The organism is Streptomyces clavuligerus (assembly GCF_005519465.1).
Taxonomy (GTDB): Bacteria; Actinomycetota; Actinomycetes; order Streptomycetales; family Streptomycetaceae; genus Streptomyces; species Streptomyces clavuligerus.
In genome coordinates, this window is record NZ_CP027858.1 from 151710 (window position 1) to 173202 (window position 21493).

Consider the following 21493-nt stretch of genomic DNA (forward strand, 5'->3'; position numbering starts at 1 on the left):
CCGCTTCCTCGGTCCGGTCCCCCGGCTCAGCCCCAGGCGGGGCCGGTGGAGAGATAGGCGTACTCGAACAGAGGGGCGCCCAGCGGGATCTCCCCGGTCCGCTCCCCGGTCAGGGGGTCGAAGATCTGGACCGAGTCCGCCAGGTAGCCGACGACGAAGAGCCGGTCGCCCTCCGGGGTGACGGCGACGGACGAGGGACGTCCGGACGCGGTGACGGTGCCCCTCCGGCTCGCGCTCGGGATGTCGATCACCCGGACGTCGGGGCCGAGATCAGCGGTGTAGAGCGTCCGCGAGTCCGGAGCGGCGGCGATGCCCATGAGGTCCCGCCCGGTCTCCACGAACCGGGTCGTTCCGGTACCGGACGTGGTCAGCAGGGCGACGAAGCTGCTGCCGCCGGACGGGTCCAGGACGGCGAGGGTACGGCCGTCGGGGGTGATCACCACGTCCGACGGGTTGGACATCTCGCCCAGCCTGCGGGTCACGGCGCCGCTCGCGGTGTCCACCACCGCCACATCCCCGTCGCCCCGGCAGCTCACATAGACGGAGCGGCTGTCGGGGGCGGCCACGAGCGCGGAGGGGGTCCCCCCGGCCCGGATCGGGGTGACGGCGCCGGTCGCGAGGTCGACGGAGCGGATCTGCGGGCCTTCGAGGTCGCCGACCCAGACGGCGGAGCCGTCGGGCAGCGCGGTGACCCCGTAGGGGCTGCCGCCCAGGTCCACGGTGTCCGTGGTGCCCGCCGTGAGATCGCAGACGACCAGCCGGCCGTCCCGGTAGACCGGGGCGAAGCCGAGGAAGCCGTCCGTGGAGAACGCGACCTGGCCCGAGCGGCCGATCGTGGTCTGCTGGATCTGCTGCCCGCTCGCGGCGTCGTACACCCGGAGCAGTTCCTCGGTGCTGTCCGTCACGCACAGGAAGGTGCGGTAGGGCCAGCGCTCCCGCAGCGGACCCGGCTCGGAGGTGAGCTTGCCGGAGCGCGTGTTGCACTGGGCGGCCCGGACACCGTCGCGGGTGACCAGATAGCCGTTGCTGGTGGCCGGGTGGGCGAAGGCTGCCGCCACCCCCTCGTAGACCTCGGCGGCGGGGAAGTCGGGGGTGCGCCAGACCTCCGCGATGGCGCCGTGGTCGAGGACCTCGTCGGTCTCGGGGTCGTAGACCGCGCAGCGGTCGCCCCGGAAGAAGTAGAGCGCGCCGCCGTCGGAGTCCGGGACCCCGGCGTCGATGCCCTGGGTGAACTCGGGCACCTTGTTCAGCCCGGGGAAGCGGCTGCCGATGGGGACCGGCGAGGTGCCGCCGACGGGCTCGTTCCGCACCACGTCGTACTGGACGGTGGTGGCGCCCTTGAAGAGGTGGACCTCCGGCCCGTCGGTGGCGCAGGCACCGTCGAACCCGTTCCGGTAGGCGGCGGGCAGCTTCGGCCACAGCTCGGCGACGGCCGCCCCGCGCAGCGGCGGGGCGACGGTCCCGGCGTCGTGCTCCACGGCCCAGCCGCCCCGGACGAAGTAGACCAGCGGGCCGGAGGGGCCGGGGACGCCGAACGCGGCGTCGATTCCGGACGGGATGAGCGAAGCGGTCACAGGGATCTCCTGGGAGGGAAGGCCGGTGGTCAGGGGGTGTGCTCGCGCAGGGGGCCGGTCCCGAAGGGGAACCAGGTCAGCGAGCCGGAGAAATCGAGGCCCTTGGAGGTGACCCGGACCGTGGAGTCCTTGGGGACCGGGACGAGGAGGCTCGCCTCCTGGTTGTCGGTGCCGCCACGCGGGTCCCAGGACTGCGCGGAGAACTTCTGCCGGGTGATGTCCGGCGAGGTGACCAGCACATTCAGTTCGGCCATCGCATCGGCGCGGGTGGTCTTGACATAGCCGGTCAGGACCCCGTCGGTGTCGGCGAAGTAGGTCGTGGCCGTGCTCTGGGTGGTGACGGGCAGCTCCTGCGCCCGGCCGAAGAGCCGGACCGTGCCGTTGGCGTCGAGGTCGCCGACCTCCAGGTCGGGGATGTCGACCGTCACGGCCGTGGTCAGTCCGTAGGTGACCGGTACACCGTCCTGCACGGTACTGGCGAGCAGCATGAAGGCCGTGGCACGGGTCAGGGGGCGCGAGCTCCATGTCCCGTTGCCGTCCTCGATGAAGCCGTTGACGACGACGCGCTGGTCGTCGAAGAAGAGCTCGTAGTGGGGGCCCTCCTCGCACTCCCAGGTCAGGGTCACCGTCCCGCCGTTGGCCACGGAGACCTTGTCGGGCCTGAAGTTCCTCAAGAGGGCGTCCGGGTCGGCCTTGGCCAGCCGGACGGCGGGGGCCGGGCGCCGCTCCCGGAGGCCGGACAGGGCGGCCGTCTCCCGGATGTCCAGGGTGACGGTGCCGGGGACGCTGTCGACGACGATCCCGGACAGGGTGAGCGTGATCCGCGCGCCGGGCGGGAGGGGGGTGCCGGGGGCGGCCGGACGGAGCGCGAAGACACCGCCGCCCCGGTGCTCCGCCGTCCACGCGGGGTCGTCGGTGGTGGCGGTGACCGCCGCGGGCAGGGCGGTGAGACGGCCGGGTCCGGTGCCGGTGGGCAGGGCGACGGTGACGGTGTCGCAGGGGACCGGCTCGGGGCCGTCGTTGGTGACGACGACCTCGACCGTGGCGTGGCGGTCCCTGTCGGGGGTGCTGATCCGCAGCGGGGAGGGGGTGGCGTGGACCCGATAGCCCAGGGCGGTCGTCATGCGCTGCTCCCGTTCCGCCGGCCGTCGCCGTCCGGCTCGTCGAGCGCCCCGCTGAGCTGGAGGAAGCCGAAGCGGGCCGCCGGGGTGGTGTCGGTGAGGGCCAGCGGGGGGTCGGGCGGGGCGAGGGGGCGGGTGGTCCAGTCCCCGGCCCCGTCCCCGGCCCCGCCGCCGCCGACGGGCGCGGGCTCGGCCCAGGACCAGGTGCCGCGCCGGCCGGAGGGGCCGGGCATGACCAGGTGTTCGACGGGCTCGGCGCCCTCCTCGCCGGGGACCTCCCGGACGCCCGCGAACAGCGGTCCCATCCGGAACGAGAGCCGGACCCGGCCCAGGGGGGTGCGCACCCAGGTCTCCGGCAGTTCGAGCCGGGCCACCGGCAGGATGTCGCTGACGGCGTGGACAGCCGCCCAGGGGTCGGCGAGCAGGGTCAGCCAGGCGGTGTCGGACTCCTCCTCGCGGCGCGCGCCCCCGGGCGGGTGGTCGCCGCTCGCGGGGCGCGCCGTGAGGGCGATCTCCCGGCCGTCGATGGGGACGGCGTAGCCGGGGGTCCCGGGTTCGGCGACGGTGTGGAGCGTGGTGTAGTCGGTGCCGGTGAAGAATCCGGCGAGTCCGTCGCTGACGATGTCCCCGGCGCCCAGCCGGACGTTCCACCGGTACCCGGTGAACTCGGGCTCGGTGGGTGAGAGGACTTCCTCCCAGGAGGACGCGGTCATCGCGGGTCCGTCGAGTTCCAGCCGCACCCGGCTGCGCAGCAGCGCCATGGGGCGTCCCACGAGCGCGGCGAGGCTGGTGTCCTCGCCCTGCGGGGCGGTCGCGGACAGGGCGCTGTCGACGGTGGCGAGCAGGGCGTCGAAGGCGTCGGGGCCGCCGTCGAGCAGTCCGGTGACAAAGCCGTGGAGATGGGGCAGTGCCTGCTGGAAAGCGTGCCCGCCGGGGGTGTCGGCACCGGTCTGCGGGTAGGGGGAGCCGGGCAGCGGGTCCCAGTCGGTGGTCCTGCGGTGCGCGGTGTCGAGAACGGCCCTGATCTCGCCGAGGGCGGCGCCGTCGGGGCCGTGCACCAGCAGGGAGTGGCTGAGCCGGTTGGCGATCAGCCAGCCGCAGACGGGGGTGTCGCCCGCCGCTTCGGCGGGTCCGTCCTCGACCTCGATCAGCCGGTCGTCGTCGAGGGCGGAGACATGGTCGAAGCGGAGCCGGGCGGGCTGAAGCAGCCGGGGCGGGAGCTGGACGTAGCGGTACTCGTTCTCCTCGTTGACGGGGACGTCGGGGACGACGCTGTCCGCGCGCTTGACCGCGTAGCTGAGCATGTTGTCGGGGCTGATGACCGTGAGGGAGCGGCCGAAGCGGTCGATGACATGGAGTTGTTCGAAGGCGACCTGTCCGGCGCGGACGGGGCGGAAGTCCCTGGGCGGCCCGTCGAGCGGGCCGGGGTCGGGGACCTCGCTGAGCGGGACGCGGGAGAGCCCGGTGTCGACGAGCGGGGTGCGGAGGTTGAAGGCGGGTGCGTGCTGGGCGAGCCAGAGGTTCACGCCGTCGATCCGCTGGGACAGTTCGTCGTCCTCGGAGGCCGCCTCCCGCAGCGCCGTCAGTCCGGCCACGGGCCCCCGGGGGTGGGTGCGGATGTGCTGGGCGAGCCGGGAGCGGGTGTTGAAGGGGAGCAGCGGATTGAGCAGGGCGCGTCCGGTGAGGGTGCTGGGGGCGACGGCGCCGGTGCCGTCCCAGCGGTAGCGGGTGCCGTCGAAGCTCCAGTGGTCCTCGCCCTCGCTCCGGTAGGGGGTGGGGTGGCAGTCCGTCTTCCAGATGAGGTGCAGCGGCGACCAGGGCTGTTCCCAGGTGCGGGTCCAGGGGGCGAGGGTGCCCTGGACGCGGCTGTCGTCGCCGAGGGCCGCTTCCAGGTCGTCGTCGCTGAGGGCCGCCCGGTCGAGGAGGAAGAACTCCTTCAGCAGCGCGGCGAGGACGTCCGCTCCGGGCAGCCCGTCGAGCCGGGGGACGGGCGGTGCGGGCGGTGCCGGGGTCATGGCCCCGCCGATGACGATCCCGGTGACGGTCTCGCCGACGGTCCGGCAGGGCAGGTCCTTCTCGTCGGTGAGCGGGCGGTCGAGCCGGGCCCCGCGGACGACGATGGAGGGGTCGGGGGTGCTGTGGAAGGGGGGTTCGGGGCAGCGCTGGAGTTCGCGGTCGGGGGCGATGTTCCCCTCGGCGAACTCGGCGATCCTCGCGGCGAGTTCCTCGGCGGTGTCGCCCCAGGGGATCTGCGAGCGGAGCCCGTCCGGGCCGAACAGCCCGTCGGCTGCGGTCCGTACCCCGCTCGCCAGGGAGTCCGGGTCCGCCGGGTCGAGCTGGGCCGCGCAGCGTTCCGCCCAGCCGTCGGGCTTCTCCTTGCGGCTGCCGTCCAGCCACCACAGTCCGTACAGCCGGCGCTGGAGGGCGGCGAGGTCGCGCAGGGCCTGGTCGTGGGCGGACTGGGCCCGGTTGAGGCCGGCGAGCCACTGCCGCTCGGCCGCGGTCTCCCGCTCGGCGCGCTGCCGCCGCCGCTGCCCCGGGGGCCGGGGCCGGTCGACGACCCGCCAGCGGTGGCCGCCGTCCTCGGCGCCGAACCAGGTGCGGCGCAGGGCCTGGTCGAGGGCTCCTTCGCCGTCCTCGTCGAGCACATCGAGGAGGTCGTAGGAGAACGCCTCCCACAGCAGGGCCGCCTCGGGGTCGCCGAGGGCCGCCGGGGTGAGCGCGGTGGCGGCGTCGGGGGCGACATGGCCGACGGCGACGTCGATGGCGTTGATGTCGTCCGGCTTGCGGTCGGGGGTGGGGAAGGCGGCCAGCTCCAGGTCCCAGTGGAGTCCGAGGGAGGTGCCCGCGTAGTAGGAGCGGGTGGGCGCGAGGTCCGGATCGGTGGTGGCCCAGCGCAGCTCTGCGAGCCGGTCCCGGATGCCACCGCCGGAGGGGGCGCGGAGGATGTCCCAGCGCTCGTCCGAGTACCAGCCGACCACGGTGTAGCTGATGAGGAAGGGGCCGGTGAGGTCGGTGAGGGGGTCGTGCAGGGAGAAGACGTTCTCGTTGTAGGGCTGGAAGGCGGAGAACGTGGGCAGTCCGGGTCCGACGGCGGTGAGGAAGGGGGTGTCGGTCGTGCGGCCGTCGAAGGGCGCGGCGGTGATGTTCACGGCACGGCCGATCCACGCGGGCACCAGGTTCTCGCGCTCCGTGGGGTCGAGAAAGGCGGAGGTGCCCTCCTCGTCGTCGAGGAAGTCGCTGTCGACGACCCAGCCGACGGCGGTGGGCGCCTGGCCGGGGGCGGCGGCGGGACGGCTGTAGCGGACGACCAGCCAGCGGTTGGGGACGGTCGGGAAGGTGATCTCCCCGGCGGGCCCGTCCTGCTGTCCCCGCCGCAGCGCGTCGGGGAGCTGCCAGTGCACATGGGCCCCGGTCCCGGGGGTGACCGGGGCGCTGCTGAAGGGGTCGGGCTCGGGCTGCACCCGCTGGTCGAGCCGTTCGAAGTCCGGGTACCAGCGGCGGTAGGGCTCGTTGGCCCTGACGTGCTTGTTGACCAGCAGGGTGTCCACCTGGACCGGGACGATCAGGGAGTTCGATGAGGTGGGGACGTCCATCGCGTACGGGTTCCTAACGGCCGGGGGTGAAGGAGATCCGCTGCGGGGCGTTGACGAGTTCCACGGCGAGCGCCCCGGGCGACAGGCTCCCGCCCTCGGGGAGTTCGCCGAGCTCCCGCAGGGCGTCGGCCAGCGCGGGGACCAGCGGGTCGGGGCCCGCGGTGAGATCCAGGATCTCGGGGACGGCGCCGTCGTGGGCGGTCCGCAGGAAGCGGCCGATGTCGCCGTCGGCGGGGAAGGACGCCTCCTCGCCGAGGGAGTCGCCCACCGGTGGGGTGAGGCGGCGCAGCCCGATGCGGTCGTTCTCGTCGACGCCGAAGTGGATTCCGGCGTGGGGCTCGCGGAGGACGACCTCGTCGGGCACCCCGTCGACAAGGCAGAGCAGCAGATCGGGGCCGATGACCCGGCGGTGGACGATGTCGAGCAGCCCGCCCCCGGCGCGCAGGGGTTCGACGACGGCCTCGGGCCAGTTCCGGACCAGCGCGGAGCGCATGAGGAGGCCGGAGAGCGGGCGGGGGGCGTCGAGGGTGTCGTGGGCCAGGCGGCCCACCACCTCGTCGAGGGTGGTGCCGATGCCGGTGCTGAGGACGCCGTCCCGCAGCGCGGCGCACCACCAGGGGTCGACATGGAAGAACCGCAGGCTCTCGGGCGGCAGCATCCGGACGTCGGGCACCAGGTGGTGCAGGGGGGTCCGGGCGATCAGGGCCACCTGGTCGACGGTGTCGCGCAGCTCGGCAAGGGGCCGGCCGAGCGCCCGGAGCAGCCCGTCCCGGAGGGGTCCGGCGCGCAGCGCCCCGGTCCGCAGCGCGGTGGGGGACGGCGGCCGGGGCACTCCCCCGCTCTGGCGGCGGGGTGTCCCCGCGGCGGCGGCGGTGCCGGTGGTGCGGGCGGCCCGGTGCAGCCGCTCGCCGAGTCCGTCCTCGATCAGCCGGTGGAAGCGGTCGCGGGCCGGGTGGGCGGTGTCCGCGTCGAGCAGGGCGGCGGTACGGGAGTGCGCGAGGGCCCGGGTGGCGATCCGGCGGGAGCGGGTGCGGAACGCGGACAGCGCGCTCGCCAGGGTGTCGTCGGAGAGGGCGAGGGCCCGGCCGAGGGTGAAGGCGGCGGCGTAGCCGACGTCGAAGACGCCGCTGTCGGTGAGGTAGATCAGGGCTTCGTCGGCGTGGCGCAGCGGGGTGTCGCCGAAGCCGGGGGGCCGCTGGGGGACGACGGGGGTGAAGGGGCCCCGGTACCAGGCGAGGGTGCGTTCCCCGGAGGGCAGGACATGGCCGACGGGGGCGTAGCCCTGGGCGAGCCGGTCGGCGGCGGGGCCCTGCGCGGGCCGGTCGCCGGTGAGCCGGAGCCCGAGGCCCGCCGGGTCCTCGGCGAGTGCGCGGACGAGGGCGGCGAAGTGGGCGCCCGCGTCGGGGGCCGCTTCGAAGGACCAGGCGGCGAGGGACACCATCCGGACGGTGTCCTGGGTGGGGCGGGCGCCGCTGAGGTGGTCGGCGAAGCCTTCGAGGGAGACGAGGTGGGCGGCGTACCGTCCGGCGGTGCGGGGGAAGCGGTTGGCGACGACGACACCGTACTCCCCGGTCTCCAGGATCTCCCCGGCGGGCCCGAGGACCCGGGTGGCCTCCCGGTCGCGGACCCTGCGCAGATGGCAGAGGTGGCGCAGCTCCTGCCTGCGCGGGACGAGGGCGGCGTAGACGTCGGCGGGGATGTCGACGGTGGCGCAGGCGCTGTCGAGGAGTTCGTCGGGGACCCGGCGGATGTCGGGGGTGAGCACGGTGCGGTCGGTGTTCCCGAGGAGTTCGCGGACGGTGCGGGTGCGGGTGGTGCCCTGGGCCCTGGGGTCGTCGGGCAGTTCCTCCTCGGCGAGGAGCAGCAGCGCCAGCCAGGGCAGGGTGAGGTCGTCGGGGTCGGGGCTGCGTTCCCACGGCAGGATCAGCCGGTTGAGGGTGATGTGCGGCAGGACGTACTCGAAGGCCCCGACGGCGCCGGGCGCGGGGTGGCGGGCATGGACGAAGGACTCGTCCAGGGTGAACTGCGGGGCCCGGATCTCGAAGTCCTGCTGGACGGGGAGGAAATTCTCGTCGACCCCGGGGCCTTCGACGGTGTGTTCGAGGACGGCGGTGTAGAGCCCGCCGGGGGCGGGGGCGATGTGGTCGTCGTGGAAGTGGACGGTGAACCGGGGGGTCTCCCCGGCGGTGGTCTCGGTCATGGCGGCTCCCGTGGCGCGCGTCAGATCGTCAGCGGTTCGGCGGTGAAGGTGCTCGCGGCACGGGCGGCGAAGCCGTCCAGGGGGTCGTGGTGGCCGGGCGGGGCGAGCCCGAGGGCCGTCAGCTCGGTGTACAGGGCGTCCCGGGCGGGGACGGTGGTGGTGGCGACGGTGTCGGCGATGGTCCCGACGGGGGTGGGGGTGGTGCCGTCCTGCCAGCGTTCGGGGACGGGGCCGGTGGGCGGGTCGGCGGGGGTCAGCGGCAGGGCGTCGCTGGGTGCCAGGTCCTCGTGGCCGAGCGAGACATCGGTCATCTCGCCGGGGGTGGGTCCGTCCTGCGGCGGCGGGACGACGACGGTGAGGCCGAGGAGCTGCCCGGGGACGAGGGAGTCATGGGCGTCGGGGTCGCCGGTGCCCCACAGCGCCTGGGGGACGGCGGAGGTGTTCTCGGTGATGATCCAGTCGCGGGCGTGGGGGTCGAAGGGGCGGTCGTCCAGGGTGATGGTCAGGGTGTGCCGGGAGTCGATCCCGGTGGCCTCCATGGGCCGGATGTCGAGGAGTTTGCCGTCGACCGTCCTCGTTCCGGCGGTGGCCTTCGACGCGGGGACGGCGGTGGTGGTGGAGAAGGAGAAGCCGTCGGCGGAGACCACCCAGCGCTCGTCCCCGGTGGCCCGGCGGCGGGCGCGGACGGACTCGTCCTCGGGGAGGATGCCGCGGAGCGGGGTGATGCGCAGCCGCTCCTCGGGGGCGGGGAGCTGTTCCTGGAACTCGCTCCAGGGGACCGGGGGCGGGTCCTTCTGCGCGCTCGCGCCGAAGGAGATGTCGAAGTCGATGCACCAGAGGTGGACGGTGGCGATGCCGCCGACGCGCGGGCCCCACAGGTCGAGGTCGACGCCGACCTCACCGCGGACGGTGAAGAGCCACAGGTCCACGGAGAAGCCGATGCGGACCCCGATGCCGAGCCGGAACCAGAAGGGCTTCCACTGGATCAGGGCGTCGAGCCGGGCGCTGAGCCAGGCGTCCACGATGCCGGAGTGGAAGGCGACCTCCAGCCGTCCGCCCGCCATCAGCGCGGCGGGGGTGAGGGCGCAGTACGCCTCGCCCCGGACGGTGACGACATCGGAGATGCCCCAGGTGAAGCCGAGCCGGGGGACGACGGGGTAGCGCTCCGGCGGGTCGAAGTCGCGGTGGTAGCCGCCGAGGGTGAAGACGAAGTCCCCGGCGTGGTCCCCGGCGAACCAGGTGCGGTAGGCGAGTCCGCCGGTGAGCCGGCAGTCCGGGTCGAGGACGAAGGACTCGGGGGTGAGTTCGGCGGCGAGCGCGAGCATGCCGTCGCGGGAGGTGTAGAGGGCCTGGAGGGCGAGCTGGACGCGGGCGAGGACGGGGCCGTCGCCGCGTCCGAGGGGGAAGGCGGCGGTGGCGAGCCCGAGTACGGCGACGGTGAAGTCGTCGCCGAACTCCACCAGGGCGAGGGCCTGGGCGTCGACCATCCTGAAGACGGTGAAGTCGATCCCGAGGGCGAACCAGATCCGCCCGGCCTCGGGGGTGATCCAGGGGGGCCTGCCGCCGGCGCCGTCGAGCAGGGAGTCCAGGACCTCCAGCGGGGGCCGGGCCGGGCCGCCCTGGGCGAGTTCGGCGACGAACGGGAAGGACGGGGTGTCGGCGGGGGCGGGCACCCGGACGGAGCTGTTGTAGCCGAAACCGGCCGCGATGCCGCGCACCTGGAACGGGGGCGGGCCGAGGCCGGAGCGCCCGCCGAGCACCCCGTAGAGGAAGAGGGAGGGGAAGCCGCCCTCGGCGCGGGCGTAGGCGCCGAGGACCTTGACGCTGACGACCTTGGCCTCGATCACCGCCATGCCCGCGAAGAGCTGCTCGTAGGGCGGTTCGGACTCCTTGACGAGGAAGGCTCCGGCGATCCGGACGGGGGGCCGGTCGTAGGCGAGGCCGAGGCCGCTCAGCACGGGGGTGAAGTCCCACTCGCCGTCGCCCCGGTCGATCCGGACGGTGAAACCGAGGCCGGAGGCGCTGAGTTCGATGCCTCCGGCGTCGAGGGTCGCGTCGATGGTGACGCGGACGGTGCCGTCGGCGTAGCCGAGGGAGATCTCGGAGATCCGCAGCGGGCCGAAGACGGCGTCGACGGGAAGGGACGCCTTGGCGGGCTCGGGGGTGTCCTCGTCGGCACGGACGGCCGGGAGGGCCGGGGGCGCGGCGGGCGCGGGTGCGAAGGGCGGCGGGACGGGGCCGGGCCCGGGGCCGGGCTTCCTGCGGCGCAGCGGATGGACGAGGCCGTAGTTCTTGGCGGTGAGGGCGATGCCGCCGGTGATGGCGACGGAGGCTCCGGCGGTCAGGTCGCGGGAGGGCAGTCCGAGGTTGACGCCCACATCGGCCAGCAGCTCGTTGACGGCCTTCACCTTGCGGGTCCTCATCGGCGCGGAGAGGTGGAACGCCTGGAGCCCGGCGAAGACGAGGTCGTCCTCCAGGGGGATGTGCTCGCCGACGGTGGGGAGGTCGGCGAGTCCCGCCTCGTAGACCCCCTGGAGCAGGACGACCCGCAGCCGTCGGCCGGTGCCGATGGCGGCCCGCTTCTGGGGCAGGGAGGCCCAGGCGAGCTGGACGTACTCGGTGCGCGCGCTCAGGACGACGGCCCGCTTGCGCTTCTCGTAGGCGAAGGCGACCTGGTGGAGCGAGGGCACCAGCGCGGGCGGGAGTTCGGCGGGGGCGGTGCCGAGGACGTCGGCGATGTCGTCCCAGGACAGGCTGGCGTCGGAGGACCAGTCGCCGATGACGGTGCCGCCGTCGTAGGTGGCGGTGAAGACCATCTCCTTCTCCCCGCCGGCGAAGGGCAGCGACAGCGCGGCGGAGAACTGGGCGCCCGCGGTGAGGACGAGATGCGGGACGAGCCCGGGGTCCTCCTCGTCGTCCTCGTCCTCCTCGTCGTCCCTTTCCTCTTCACGGCCTGCACGGCCTTCGCCCTCGTCGTCGTCCGAGGACGGGAGGGTGAAGTCGAGACCGACCCCGCTGACCGTCCCGGCGGCGTCGGCGGTGAAGGACACGACCACGGGGCAGGGACCGTCGACCAGGGTGAAGGAGAGCACCCCTTCGACGGTCAGGTTCCCCCGGTCGGGGATCGCCCCCCTGACCGTCAGATCCGCCGACTGGAGCCAGGTCGCGAGCAGTTCGGGGACTCCTCCCAACTCTCTGAGGCGGTCGAAGGGGATGCCGAAGTCGTCGCCGGAACCGGGAAAGAGATCGAGTAATTCCTGGAGCGAGAGGGCCATGAGCTCCCCGAGCGTCGCGGTGGTGATGAGGCCGGGCGGAATCATGGCACGGTCGTCGATCGCCTCCGCCGGGAAACCGGACGGGGGGTTGTCAAACAGGTTTTTCCGGCCAATCGAGGGCTTGTTCAGAACAGCGGCACGGATTTGTTGATTCCAAAACTTATGCCGGGAGCAACGGACGGCGTTCCCCAGGAACGGCGGCGCGGTCGCGCGGCGGCGGCCCCCGGGAACACGGCGGCGGGCCGCGGGCCGCACGGCGAGGGCCGCGATCGCCTCTGTGAACGGTCACGTCAGCAACGCTCGCGAGCGGTACGCAGCTTGACGCTTTGTCACCCACGGAACGTGTGCCTCCGGTGGCGGCGCCGGGCGGCGCCCGGCGGCCGTCCCCGCGCAGGGCGCGCACCTGGGACATCCGATGCCCCCGGTTATGAGGTATGCCACACCCATCTCCTGTGACCCGCCCTCCACTTGAGCGATGATGGAGGGGTCGTCCCGGGGCCGCACCGGGGAAGGCGGACCGGGGAGATTCCTTCCGCGAACGGTCCGCGGGACGCCCGCGTGGCGCCCTTCCTTTCCTCGTCGGCCGTATCGGATCATCGGCTCGCGGGAACGTTGTTCCACAGAACCGGTATTCACCGGGGGACGGCGCGAGCCGCGTCGCACACCGTAGTTCCATGACCGAAGGGGGTTGCCTGATGCAGAGAAGGCACCGTATATCGCTCGCCACCGCCACCGCCGCACTGCTGATTCTCGGTTCAGCGGGGGCGGCCATGGCCGACAACCACATGCCCGCCCCGCCGCACGGCGGCAAGGGCAAGGGCACAGTCGGGACTCCGGCGGGCTCCGCGGGGGCGCCCGGATCGCAGGCCCCTGCCGCAGGCCGCTAGTCGGCCGGGGCCTGCCGGGCCCCGGTCCCGGGTCAGCGCCCGGCGTAGTACCGCCCGTACAGCCGCACGGACCAGCGGGCGGACCGTTCGACGACGAGCGCCGGCCGGTGGCCCCGTGAGGTGAGGGGGCGCAGCGCGTCGGCGCACTCATGGACATGGCGGCGGACCCGGTCCTCCGCGTCCGCCACGCTCAGTCCGAGGGTGAGCGCGTCGACGATGCCGAGGGCCCGCTCGACCCGATGGCCGCTCAGATCGTTGGCGAGGCGCACCGCGAGAGCGGCCCGCGCCAGCGGCGGCAGGAGCTGCGGGAGCCGGTCGGAGAGATCCGGCTCCCGCAGTCCGCACCAGAGCGTGATCGCCTTGAGGGCCACGGCGATGGTCCGTGCGCCGATGTCGAGATACTCCGCCAGGGACGGCGGCGGAGCGGTGCCGTCCGCCCAGGCGCGCTCCCGCAGGGTGCCCGTCAGCAGGGCGGCGGCCTCCTCCTGCCAGGCGTGCGCGACCGGAGGCGCGAGCCCGTCCAGGGCCCGCGGCACCAGGTCGGCGAACGCCCGTACCAGGGGCGGGTCCTCCGCGCGGGCGGACGCGGCCCCGTGCAGGACGGCGAGACAGCCCTCGATGGTCTCCGCCACCGAGCCGCTGTCGGCGGTGCGGTCGTCGGAGTGGTCGTCCAGGGCGTAGGTCCAGGTCAGCAGCCGCGTGGTGAGGGCCAGGGCCTCCGGGTCCCGGTCCGGGCCGCCGCAGAAGGCCGCCGCCAGACAGACCTGGGGGACGATGTCGGTGGCGAGGGAGAGACCGTGCTGCCCGGCCCAGCGGCGGACGCCGGGGACGAGGCGGAGCGCGGTCCCGCAGCCGTCGACGGCGTGGTGGAGGAGGGCCGTGTCTCCGGGACCCCCGGGGCCCTCCCGCTCCCCGGTGCCGTCCCCGGTGCTTCGTCCCCCGGTGGTCTTTCCCACGGCGTTCTCCTCCACGGTGTCTCCTTCGGACGCTCCAGGGGTCAGCCGAGCCAGCCGCCGTCCACCGGGTGGTCGGAGCCGGTGATGTAACGGGCCTGCTCCGAGCCGAGGAAGGCGACGAGGTCCGCCACCTCCTCGGGGCGGCCGAGGCGGCCCGCGGGGACCTCGCGGGCGAGCCGTCCGGCCGTACCGGCGGGGAGCGCGCCGAGCATCGGGGTGTCGATGTGGCCCGGGGAGACGGAGACCACCCGTATCCCGTACTCCGCGTACTCCCGCGCGGCGGTCCTGGTCAGTCCGATGACGGCGTGTTTGGCGGCGGCGTAGGGGCCGAACCCGCGCACGGCCCGGGCGCCCGCGACGGACGCGATGTTCACCACCACCCCTCCCCCGCGGGCCCGCATCGCGGGCAGGGCTCCGCGCATCATGTGGAAGGTGCCGTGGAGGCCGGTGCGGACCACGGCGTCGAAGTCCTCCGGCGGGTACGCGTCCAGCGGGCGTCTCGGTCCGCTGATACCGGCGCTGTTGACGAGGAGCGTCACCGGCGGGTGCTCGGCGGCGAGCCGCCGGTAGAGCGCGGCGACGGCGTCCGGGTCGCGGACGTCCAGGGATTCCGCGGTGATGGACAGCCCCTGGGAACGGAGTTCGTCCACGAGCAGCCCGGCGCGGTCCCGGTCGGTGTCGGCGACGACGGTGGTCCCGGCGGCGGGGGCGAGCCGGCGGACGCAGGCGGCGCCGATACCGGAGGCGCCGCCGCTGACGAGGACAGTGCCGTGGGCGGGGGCGGCGGGCCGGGGCGCGCTCATCGCGGCTCCGGGATCATCCGCAGCCGCTCGGGCCGCACCACGGTGCCCACCCGGGGCCGGGGCCGGTTCCCCGGCCCGGGGACGAGCCGCCAGCGGGCCAGGGTGGTGGCGAGGACGAGGGCCATCTCGGCCCAGGCGTAGCCGTCCCCGGCGCACCGGCGGTTGCCCGCGCCGAAGGGGAGATAGGCGCCGCGGGCGCCCTGGGCCCCGGGCTCCCGCCGCTCCGCGAGCCAGCGGTCGGGGTCGAACCGGTCCGGGTCGGCGAAGCTGCCGGGGTCGTGGTGGAGTATGTCGGGGCTGAGGTAGACGTCCGTGCCGGGCGGCAGGGTCACACCGCCGAGCTCCACGGCGGTGAGGGTGCGCCGCATCAGCAGCCAGACCGCGTGGCAGCGGAGCACCTCGCGCAGGAAGCGTTCGGTGTACTGGAGTTCCGGCAGGTCGGCGACGGTGGCGGGGCGCGGCCCGCCGAGGACCCGCAGGGCCTCGTCCGCGAGGGCGCGCTCCATCGCGGGGTGGCGGCTGACCTCCGCGAACGCCCAGGCGAGAGCGGCGCTCACGGTGCCGGTCCCGGCGAGGAACAGGGTCAGGAGTTCATCGGTCAGCTCGGCGTCGGTCATCCCGGTGACGCCGTCCGGGTCGCGGGCGGCGATCAGTACGGACAGCATGTCCTCGGTGCCCCCGCCGACGGGGGCGAGCCTGCCGCGGTGGATCTCCACCGCCAGCAGGGCGCGCAGGGAGGCGAGGGTGTCCTCGGTGACGGGCAGCGGGCGCGCGGGGCCCGGACGGAGCAGCCGGGCGCGCCACGCGGACAGCGGGGAGAGCACACGGCGCATCACCCCGCTCTTGGCGGACAGCCAGCGGAGCACGTCCTCGCGGACGGCACCGGCGCTGTCGCCGAGGACGGTGTCGAGCAGGATGTCCAGGGTGAGTTCGTCGAGTTCCCGGGTCAGGTCCAGGGTGACACCGGACTGCCAGGCGGCGGTGCGTTCACCGGCGCGCCGGGTCATGGCCCGGGTGTAGCCGTCGATCCGCGCGGGGTGGAAGGCGGGCTGGGCGAGGCGGCGCTGGCGGCGGTGGAAGGCGCCGCCGGAGATGACGAGTCCGTTGCCCATCCCGAGGCGGAGCTCGTCGAACATCGCGCCCTTGTCGAAGGACCGGGCCTCGTCGACGAGGACCCGGCGGGTCAGCGCGGGGCAGGTCACCAGATAGACGCAGCGGGGGCCGACCCGGAGCCGGACGAGGTCCCCGGCACCGCGCAGGGAGCGCAGATAGGCGAGGGGGTCGTGGCTCAGCCGCCGGGTGTGGCCGACGAAGGGCAGCCCGCCGGGGGCGGTGGGCACCCGGAAGCGGCTCACCATGCGGGCACCCGCTCCGTCACGGCGCGCAGCCCGCAGACGACGAACGCCTGTGTATGGCTCCCGTAGTGGGCGAGCAGCGGGCGCGGGCCGTACATCATCGGGGCTCCTTCCCAGGTGCCGTCCGGGCGCTGGGCCGCGAGCAGCCCGTGGACGCCGCGGTCGGTGGGCCGGGCCGCGGGGTGGCCCGCGGCGTGGAGGGCGGCGAGGGCGAGTCCGGTGGAGCCCGGCGTGGTGGGTTCGCCGGGTTCGGCGGCCCAGCCGCCGTCGGGTTCGCGCCGGGCGGCGAGCCGGTCGGCGGCGCGGGCGGCGGCCTCGTGGCCGGGGAGCGCCCTGACGGCCTCGGCGGTGGCGTAGGGCAGGCCCCGGTACCAGTCGGCGGTCCAGCGGCGGTCGGTGTACCACTGGGCGGCGAGCCAGTGGCGGGCCCGTCCGGTCTCGACGCGGTGCCGGTGCCCATGGACGTCCAGGGCGGTCAGGACATGGGCGATGACGTCCTGGGCGGGCGTGTCGGACGCGGACTGCCAGGTGGGCCAGAGGCCGTCGGCCCGCTGTCCGGCGCGGAGGAACTCCAGGCCCCGGTCGATCGCCGCGGCGGCGCGGGGGTCGTCGGCGAGGGCGGTCAGGGCGGTGGAGGTGGTGTCGTAGTCGGAGGTCAGCCCGGCGAGGCAGGGCCAGCCGCCGTCCGGGTTCTGGGTGGCGCGCAGAAAGGCGCGGGCCGGGGCGAGGCAGGCGGTGTCGAAGGCCGGGACGCCCCGGAAGGACCGTACGGTCAGGGCGGTGTCCCAGATCTCGGTGGGGCTGAACCGCCAGGTCCCGTCGGCCCGCTGGATGTCCAGGAGGGACCGGCGGGCCCGGGTCCAGGCGGTGCCGCCGGGGGCGGCCGTGTCCAGGGCGAGGAAGGCGAGCGCGGTGGTGATGGCCAGGGAGTGGAACGAGCCGTCGGGCGACTGGTCACGGGCGAGCGAGGCGACGGTGGCGGCGGCGTCCGCCGGGCGGCCGGCGGCGTGCTGCGCCAGGGCCAGTTCGGCGAGGACCTCGGTGCGGCTCCAGGGCTTGCCCGCCCACTCGGCGCCGGTGCCCAGGCGTTCCGTGTCGGCGGTCAGCCGCTCGATCCCCTCGGCCAGGGCCCCGGCGCCGAAGGGCGCGGTGGCGCCGGACGGAGTGGTACCGGACGGAGTGGTACCGGATGCGCTCAGGGCCACCGCGCGGATCAGCCGGGCCCGCGCGGGGAGGGTCGTCCGGCAGCTCTCGTACAGGGTGGCGCGCGCCGCGTCGGGTTCGCCGAGCGCGTGGGAGCGCAGCAGCGTCTCCAGGAGGCGGACGCCGGGGTCGTGGCCCTGGGGGGTGGCGGCGCGCAGCCAGGTCCGGGCGCGGGCGACGGCGCCGTCGACGCCGGGATCGGCGCGGGTCCCCCGGGAGCGGGCGAGGGCGTGGCAGACGAGCGCGGTCTCGGTGATCCGGGGGTCGGGGTCCGGCGACCACGATCCGTCCGCGTTCTGCGTCGTGCGGCAGTGCTCGGCGGCGGCCCGGCAGGCCCGGCGGATCTCCGCCGTCAGATCGCGGGCCCCGGCGGGGGCGCCCGGGCCCCCCGTCCCGTTCGGGGCGGTCGTTCCGCTCACGGTCTCCGACATCCCGTCACCTCCTCCGCAGCGAGAAGTAGAAGTGCTTCCCCTCGTCGAGGAGGTCGGGGCCGCCGTCCATGACACCGATGAGGGTGTCCTCGTCGACCCTGCGGAAGTGGTCGACGATCGGATGCCGGTCGTAGACCAGTGAGAGGGAGACCACGCCCCGGAACTCCACCCGCCACAGGCCCGCCCCGCCGTAGCCATGGCGGTCGGTGAGTCTCCCGGACGCGTCCCGGCAGGCCACGGGGGTGATGTCGAAGCGGGACCGGAAGACCTTGCCGTACCAGTCCAGCCCGTCGAGCTGGGCGACCCCCTTGTGCCCGGTCCGCAGGGGCGCGCCCCGCCACTCCCCGATGATGTCGTCGATGTCGAGCGGTCCGCAGTCGTCGAAGAACGCCTCCACCCGCCGATGGTCCACGGGATCGCCGCCCTCCAGTTCGGTGAAGCGATTCCTCGCGGTGTCGGGGTTCACCGGCGCCTCCCAGGGGTTCCGTGGAGCGGGGGTACGGACGGGACGGACGGGACTGACGGGACGGACACAGCCACCCGTGGAGCGGTACCGACGGGCCCGGCCGGGCCCGGGCGGACGGGGCGGCCGACCTGGCCCCAGCCCTCTTCCCGGGGAGATCGACGGCTAGTCGCCGCGCGGGGGGATTGGCGCCCGGAGCGGTGCGGGATGGCGCAAACGATGCCGCGGCGATGCCTGGTGCGCGTGTTCCGGGCGGGGCGACGGGGCGGGCGGGGCCTCCACGGCGGCGGCGAAAGCGGAGCGCCGCAGGTGAACGGCAGTGGCGCCCGGCATATGCGGCACGGAGGGGCGGGGGGAGGCGGCGGCGCCCGGGCGGCGGGGCGCGGACGCCACACGGCCGACGGTGCCCGGCGGGTTCAACGATCACGTGATGAACTTCTCCACGCAACCCGCTCGCAACGTACCGCGGTGTTCACTGAACGCCCGCACCGCAGCCCCGGAGCGGAGTCGGCGCCGCTCCGGGGTCCCGGTGCGCACGGAGCGCGGCGGGACCCCGGAGGAGATCAGTGACGCCCCGTCACGGGCTCCACCACGAAGACCGGGATGGCCCGGTCGGTCTTCCTCTGGTACTCGGCGTAGTCGGGGTACGCCTCGACGGCCCGCGCCCACCACACGGCCTTCTCCTCACCGGTCACCTCGCGCGCCGCCATGTCCTGGCGCACGGCGCCGTCCTGGAGCTCCACCCGGGGGTCGGCGACGACGTTGTGGTACCAGACGGGGTGCTTGGCGGCCCCGCCCGCCGAGGCGACGAGGGCGTAGCTGCCCCCGTGCTCCACCCGCATCAGCGGGGACTTGCGGATCTTCCCGCTCCGCGCGCCCCGGGTGGTCAGGACGACCACCGGCATACCGCGGAGCGTGGTGCCCTCGGCGCCGCCCGAACTCTCGTACAGCTCCACCTGATCCCGTACCCACTGCGCCGGGCTCGGCTCGTACTCGCCTTCCAGAGGCATGGGGACTCCATCCCGTCGTCGTGCACCGGCGCACCGGCGGCGGCGGACGCCTCCGCCACGGGGTCCACGCAATCATCCCGGGGACGGCCGTGTCGAAGGGCGACGGCGTCCGCTTGACGCGGGGAGGGCGTCCGGATGACGCCGGGACGGCGCAACGACCTCGCAACGTCGGCGGTGGTTGACTGGCGGCATGTCCGAATCACCGCGTGTGGAGCTGACCGAGGCGGCGGTCGGGCTGCTGCGCCGGCTGCGACAGGCCCACGGTCCGCTGATGTTCCATCAGTCGGGCGGCTGCTGCGACGGCAGCGCGCCCATGTGCTACCCGCGCGGAGAGTTCCGCACCGGGGGCTCCGACGTCCTCCTGGCGGAGCTGGAGGTGGCGGGCGTCCCCGAGACCATCGGGTTCTGGATGTCGGTCGCGCAGTACGAACGGTGGAGCCACACCCGGCTGGTGGTCGACGTGGTCGCGGGGCGCGGCAGCGGTTTCTCGCTGGAGGCGCCGGAAGGGGTGCGCTTCCTGATCCGTTCGTACCTGGTGGACACGGCCACCCGCGACTGATTCCGGGTCAGGGGTGGAGACTGCCCACGACCTCGGCGGTGGCGGCGACACCCTCGTGGATGGAGGGCGCCATGCTGGTGCCCGCGAGGAAGAAGCCCAGCAGCGCGCAGACGAGCGCGTGGGAGAACTTCAGCCCGCTGTTGCGCATGAAGATCACCGCGAGCAGCAGCATCAGTAGGATCACCGAGATCGACACGACCATCGCCAGCCTCTTTCACCGCAGTTAAATGCCAGATTTGCGGCATTCGGCGGTAGTCTGACGCAGCGAGGGGCGCGCGTGCCCGTACGGCGTGTCCGCCGTACGGGTGGTTGCGGCGGGACGCCGGTTCAGAACCGGGTGCCGGGCGCTGTGCCGACGGCGGTACCGGCGGGCGCCCGGTGGGCGCGGAGGAAGCGTTCCAGGCCGGGCAGGTCGTCGGTGTTGAGGTGGTCCACCCCGGCGGCGAGCAGTTCCCGCCAGACCGCTTCCCGGGCGGGCCCCGGCGCGTCGGGGGTGGCCCAGAAGCGCATCCGCCGCCGGTCCGCGTGGGCGGCGGCGACCAGGGTCCGCAGCCGCTCCCGTTCGGCCGCCGGGAACGGACCGGTGCCCTGCCAGCTGAAGTCCGTGTTCCAGTTGCTGGAGACCAGCGGGACGAACGAGGCGGGCACGGCGGTCGGCAGGTCGTCGAGCCGTCCGTCGTAGAACGCGAGACGGCTGTGCTGCGCCTCCATGGGGACGCGCGCCGCGCGGTCGCCGGAGACCACCGCGGTGACGGCGCCGGGACGCACCCGGCCCCGGTGGTACGAGGTGAGGATCGGCCGGTACGCCCGCAGTTGGCGGTCCAGCTCCCGATAGCAGGCGACACCGTCCGCCTTGATGTCGACGAGGAGCTGGACGGGGCGGTGGTGGCCGGGGTGGACGGCGCCGTGGTTCTTCCGTATGCGGGCGAGCAGCGGTTCGAGGTAGAGCGAGCGCAGGGTGCGGGACGGGTCCAGCTCGGCCGAGGTGTGCGCCACCAGCAGTTCACCGTCGACCAGGAAGATGTCGGCCTCCAGGCTGGTGAAGCCGTGGGAGAGGGCGTCGTGCAGCGGCCGGGGGTGCAGATAGTCGTTGTGCGCGTGCGCCTGCCGCAGCGGGCGCGGCCGGGGGGTGCCGCCCCGCTCGGCCGCCCGCGCCGGGCGGGCGAGGTCCGGTACGGCGGTGGCGCCCGCGAGCGCGGCGGTGAGCGTGGTGACGACGCTGCGGCGGGTGGGTGTCACGGTGGGGCCTCCGGGCGCGTGGGAACGGGAGGGACGCCTGAGTATCGACCGCGTCCCGGCCTCCCGGGAGGGGGCACACCAGGAGTTCGGCCTCCCGCCGCCCGGCGGCACAGCCGCGGATGCCCGCCGGGGGCACGCCGCACGGCCCCGTGGGGACGGATGGCGGACACACCGGCAGAAGTGCCCGACGGCCGGAACCGGCCGGGATCCGGGAGCCGGGAGCCGGGACCCGCCGCCCCGGCCGCACCACAGGACGCACTCACGGCACGGATCGCCGGCGCACGGCCGGACCCGGATCGGTCCGCGACCGGCCCCGCGCGGGGCACCCGGGCGCCGGCCCCCGCCGGAGCAGGGCGTCCCTGCCCCGCCCCGGCCGCACCACAGGAACGGCACGCGCGGCACGGACCGCCCGGCTCCTCCGGCTCCCCTGAGCGCCCACCGAACGGAACCGGCCACACCGCAGGACAGCACCCGACGCACGGATCGCCCGGCTCCGGTCGGGGCACCGGGGGTCCAAAAGGCCCACCGGTGGGGAGACGTCGTCCACCCGGAGAGCGGGCCCGGCGGGAGGCACCGCGAGGCAGCGGACGGGGTACCGCCCGGGCCGCCGGGCCCAGAGGTGGCGGGCGCTCCCCCGCGCTCCCCACCGGTGCCCGCCAGGCCCAGGGGGATGCCGTGCCAGGACAGGCCGGACGGACGGGATCTCGACGACACGACCCAGGTCCCCGAGGAGCACCCGGCACACCACCCGACCCCGATCGGTCCGCGACCGGCCCCGCGCGGGAGACCCGGGCGCCGGCGGGCCGGGCGGCCGGGTGGGG

At 74.6% G+C, this 21493-nt stretch carries 15 protein-coding genes; 2 read left to right on the forward strand and 13 right to left on the reverse strand.

Going from position 1 to position 21493, the window contains the following annotated elements; genetic code table 11:
- Positions 1-26: 26 nt before the first annotated feature.
- The 5 genes from CRV15_RS00580 to CRV15_RS00600 are packed head-to-tail and all read right to left on the reverse strand — an operon-like array spanning position 27 to position 11811.
- Positions 27-1574: a hypothetical protein gene (locus tag CRV15_RS00580; protein ID WP_003962775.1), complete on the reverse strand. Its 1548-nt coding sequence runs from the start codon at positions 1572-1574 to the stop codon at positions 27-29.
- A 29-nt stretch (positions 1575-1603) separates the two neighbouring features.
- On the reverse strand, positions 1604-2698 hold the full coding sequence (locus CRV15_RS00585; protein ID WP_003962774.1) for a hypothetical protein: 1095 nt from the start codon (positions 2696-2698) through the stop codon (positions 1604-1606).
- A complete protein-coding gene (locus tag CRV15_RS00590; RefSeq protein WP_003962773.1) occupies positions 2695-6291 on the reverse strand; it encodes a hypothetical protein in 3597 nt (1198 codons plus the stop codon). Before CRV15_RS00590 ends, CRV15_RS00585 begins: the two co-directional genes overlap by 4 nt.
- 13 nt (positions 6292-6304) lie before the next feature.
- Positions 6305-8491: a hypothetical protein gene (locus CRV15_RS00595; RefSeq protein ID WP_003962772.1), complete on the reverse strand. Its 2187-nt coding sequence runs from the start codon at positions 8489-8491 to the stop codon at positions 6305-6307.
- 20 nt (positions 8492-8511) lie between these two features.
- Positions 8512-11811 carry a DUF6603 domain-containing protein gene (locus CRV15_RS00600; RefSeq protein ID WP_009998171.1) on the reverse strand — a complete coding sequence of 1100 codons (3300 nt, stop codon included), beginning with the start codon at positions 11809-11811 and terminating at the stop codon, positions 8512-8514.
- Between the two features lie 650 nt (positions 11812-12461).
- On the opposite strand from CRV15_RS00600, the gene CRV15_RS00605 reads away from it, so the two are divergent.
- Positions 12462-12653: a hypothetical protein gene (locus tag CRV15_RS00605; protein WP_129555046.1), complete on the forward strand. Its 192-nt coding sequence runs from the start codon at positions 12462-12464 to the stop codon at positions 12651-12653.
- Positions 12654-12685: 32 nt separating this feature from the next.
- Here the strand turns inward: CRV15_RS00605 and CRV15_RS00610 are convergent, their stop codons facing one another.
- The 6 genes from CRV15_RS00610 to CRV15_RS00635 all read right to left on the reverse strand — a co-directional run bounded on the left by CRV15_RS00610 (position 12686) and on the right by CRV15_RS00635 (position 18874).
- Entirely contained in the window at positions 12686-13624 is a 939-nt protein-coding gene (locus tag CRV15_RS00610) for a terpene synthase family protein (protein WP_003962769.1), read from the reverse strand.
- 26 nt (positions 13625-13650) lie between these two features.
- On the reverse strand, positions 13651-14412 hold the full coding sequence (locus tag CRV15_RS00615) for an SDR family NAD(P)-dependent oxidoreductase (protein ID WP_003962768.1): 762 nt from the start codon (positions 14410-14412) through the stop codon (positions 13651-13653).
- A complete protein-coding gene (locus CRV15_RS00620) occupies positions 14409-15770 on the reverse strand; it encodes a cytochrome P450 (protein WP_003962767.1) in 1362 nt (453 codons plus the stop codon). The genes CRV15_RS00615 and CRV15_RS00620 overlap by 4 nt, the downstream gene beginning before the upstream one ends.
- Complete coding sequence (locus tag CRV15_RS37320; RefSeq protein WP_003962766.1) at positions 15764-17401, reverse strand: prenyltransferase/squalene oxidase repeat-containing protein; 1638 nt, start codon at positions 17399-17401, stop codon at positions 15764-15766. The genes CRV15_RS00620 and CRV15_RS37320 overlap by 7 nt, the downstream gene beginning before the upstream one ends.
- A gap of 4 nt (positions 17402-17405) precedes the next feature.
- Positions 17406-17867 carry a DUF4334 domain-containing protein gene (locus CRV15_RS00630; protein ID WP_003962765.1) on the reverse strand — a complete coding sequence of 154 codons (462 nt, stop codon included), beginning with the start codon at positions 17865-17867 and terminating at the stop codon, positions 17406-17408.
- Between the two features lie 560 nt (positions 17868-18427).
- A complete protein-coding gene (locus CRV15_RS00635; protein WP_003962764.1) occupies positions 18428-18874 on the reverse strand; it encodes a nitroreductase family deazaflavin-dependent oxidoreductase in 447 nt (148 codons plus the stop codon).
- Between the two features lie 190 nt (positions 18875-19064).
- On the opposite strand from CRV15_RS00635, the gene CRV15_RS00640 reads away from it, so the two are divergent.
- Positions 19065-19433, forward strand: coding sequence for a DUF779 domain-containing protein (locus CRV15_RS00640; RefSeq protein ID WP_003962763.1), 369 nt, complete (start codon positions 19065-19067; stop codon positions 19431-19433).
- 7 nt (positions 19434-19440) lie between these two features.
- On the opposite strand, the gene CRV15_RS00645 is transcribed toward CRV15_RS00640, so the two are convergent.
- Both CRV15_RS00645 and CRV15_RS00650 read right to left on the reverse strand, forming a co-directional pair.
- Positions 19441-19635, reverse strand: a complete 195-nt coding sequence (locus CRV15_RS00645; RefSeq protein WP_003962762.1) for a hypothetical protein — start codon at positions 19633-19635, stop codon at positions 19441-19443.
- Between the two features lie 125 nt (positions 19636-19760).
- A complete protein-coding gene (locus CRV15_RS00650; RefSeq protein WP_009998168.1) occupies positions 19761-20672 on the reverse strand; it encodes a phosphatidylinositol-specific phospholipase C/glycerophosphodiester phosphodiesterase family protein in 912 nt (303 codons plus the stop codon).
- Positions 20673-21493: the final 821 nt, after the last annotated feature.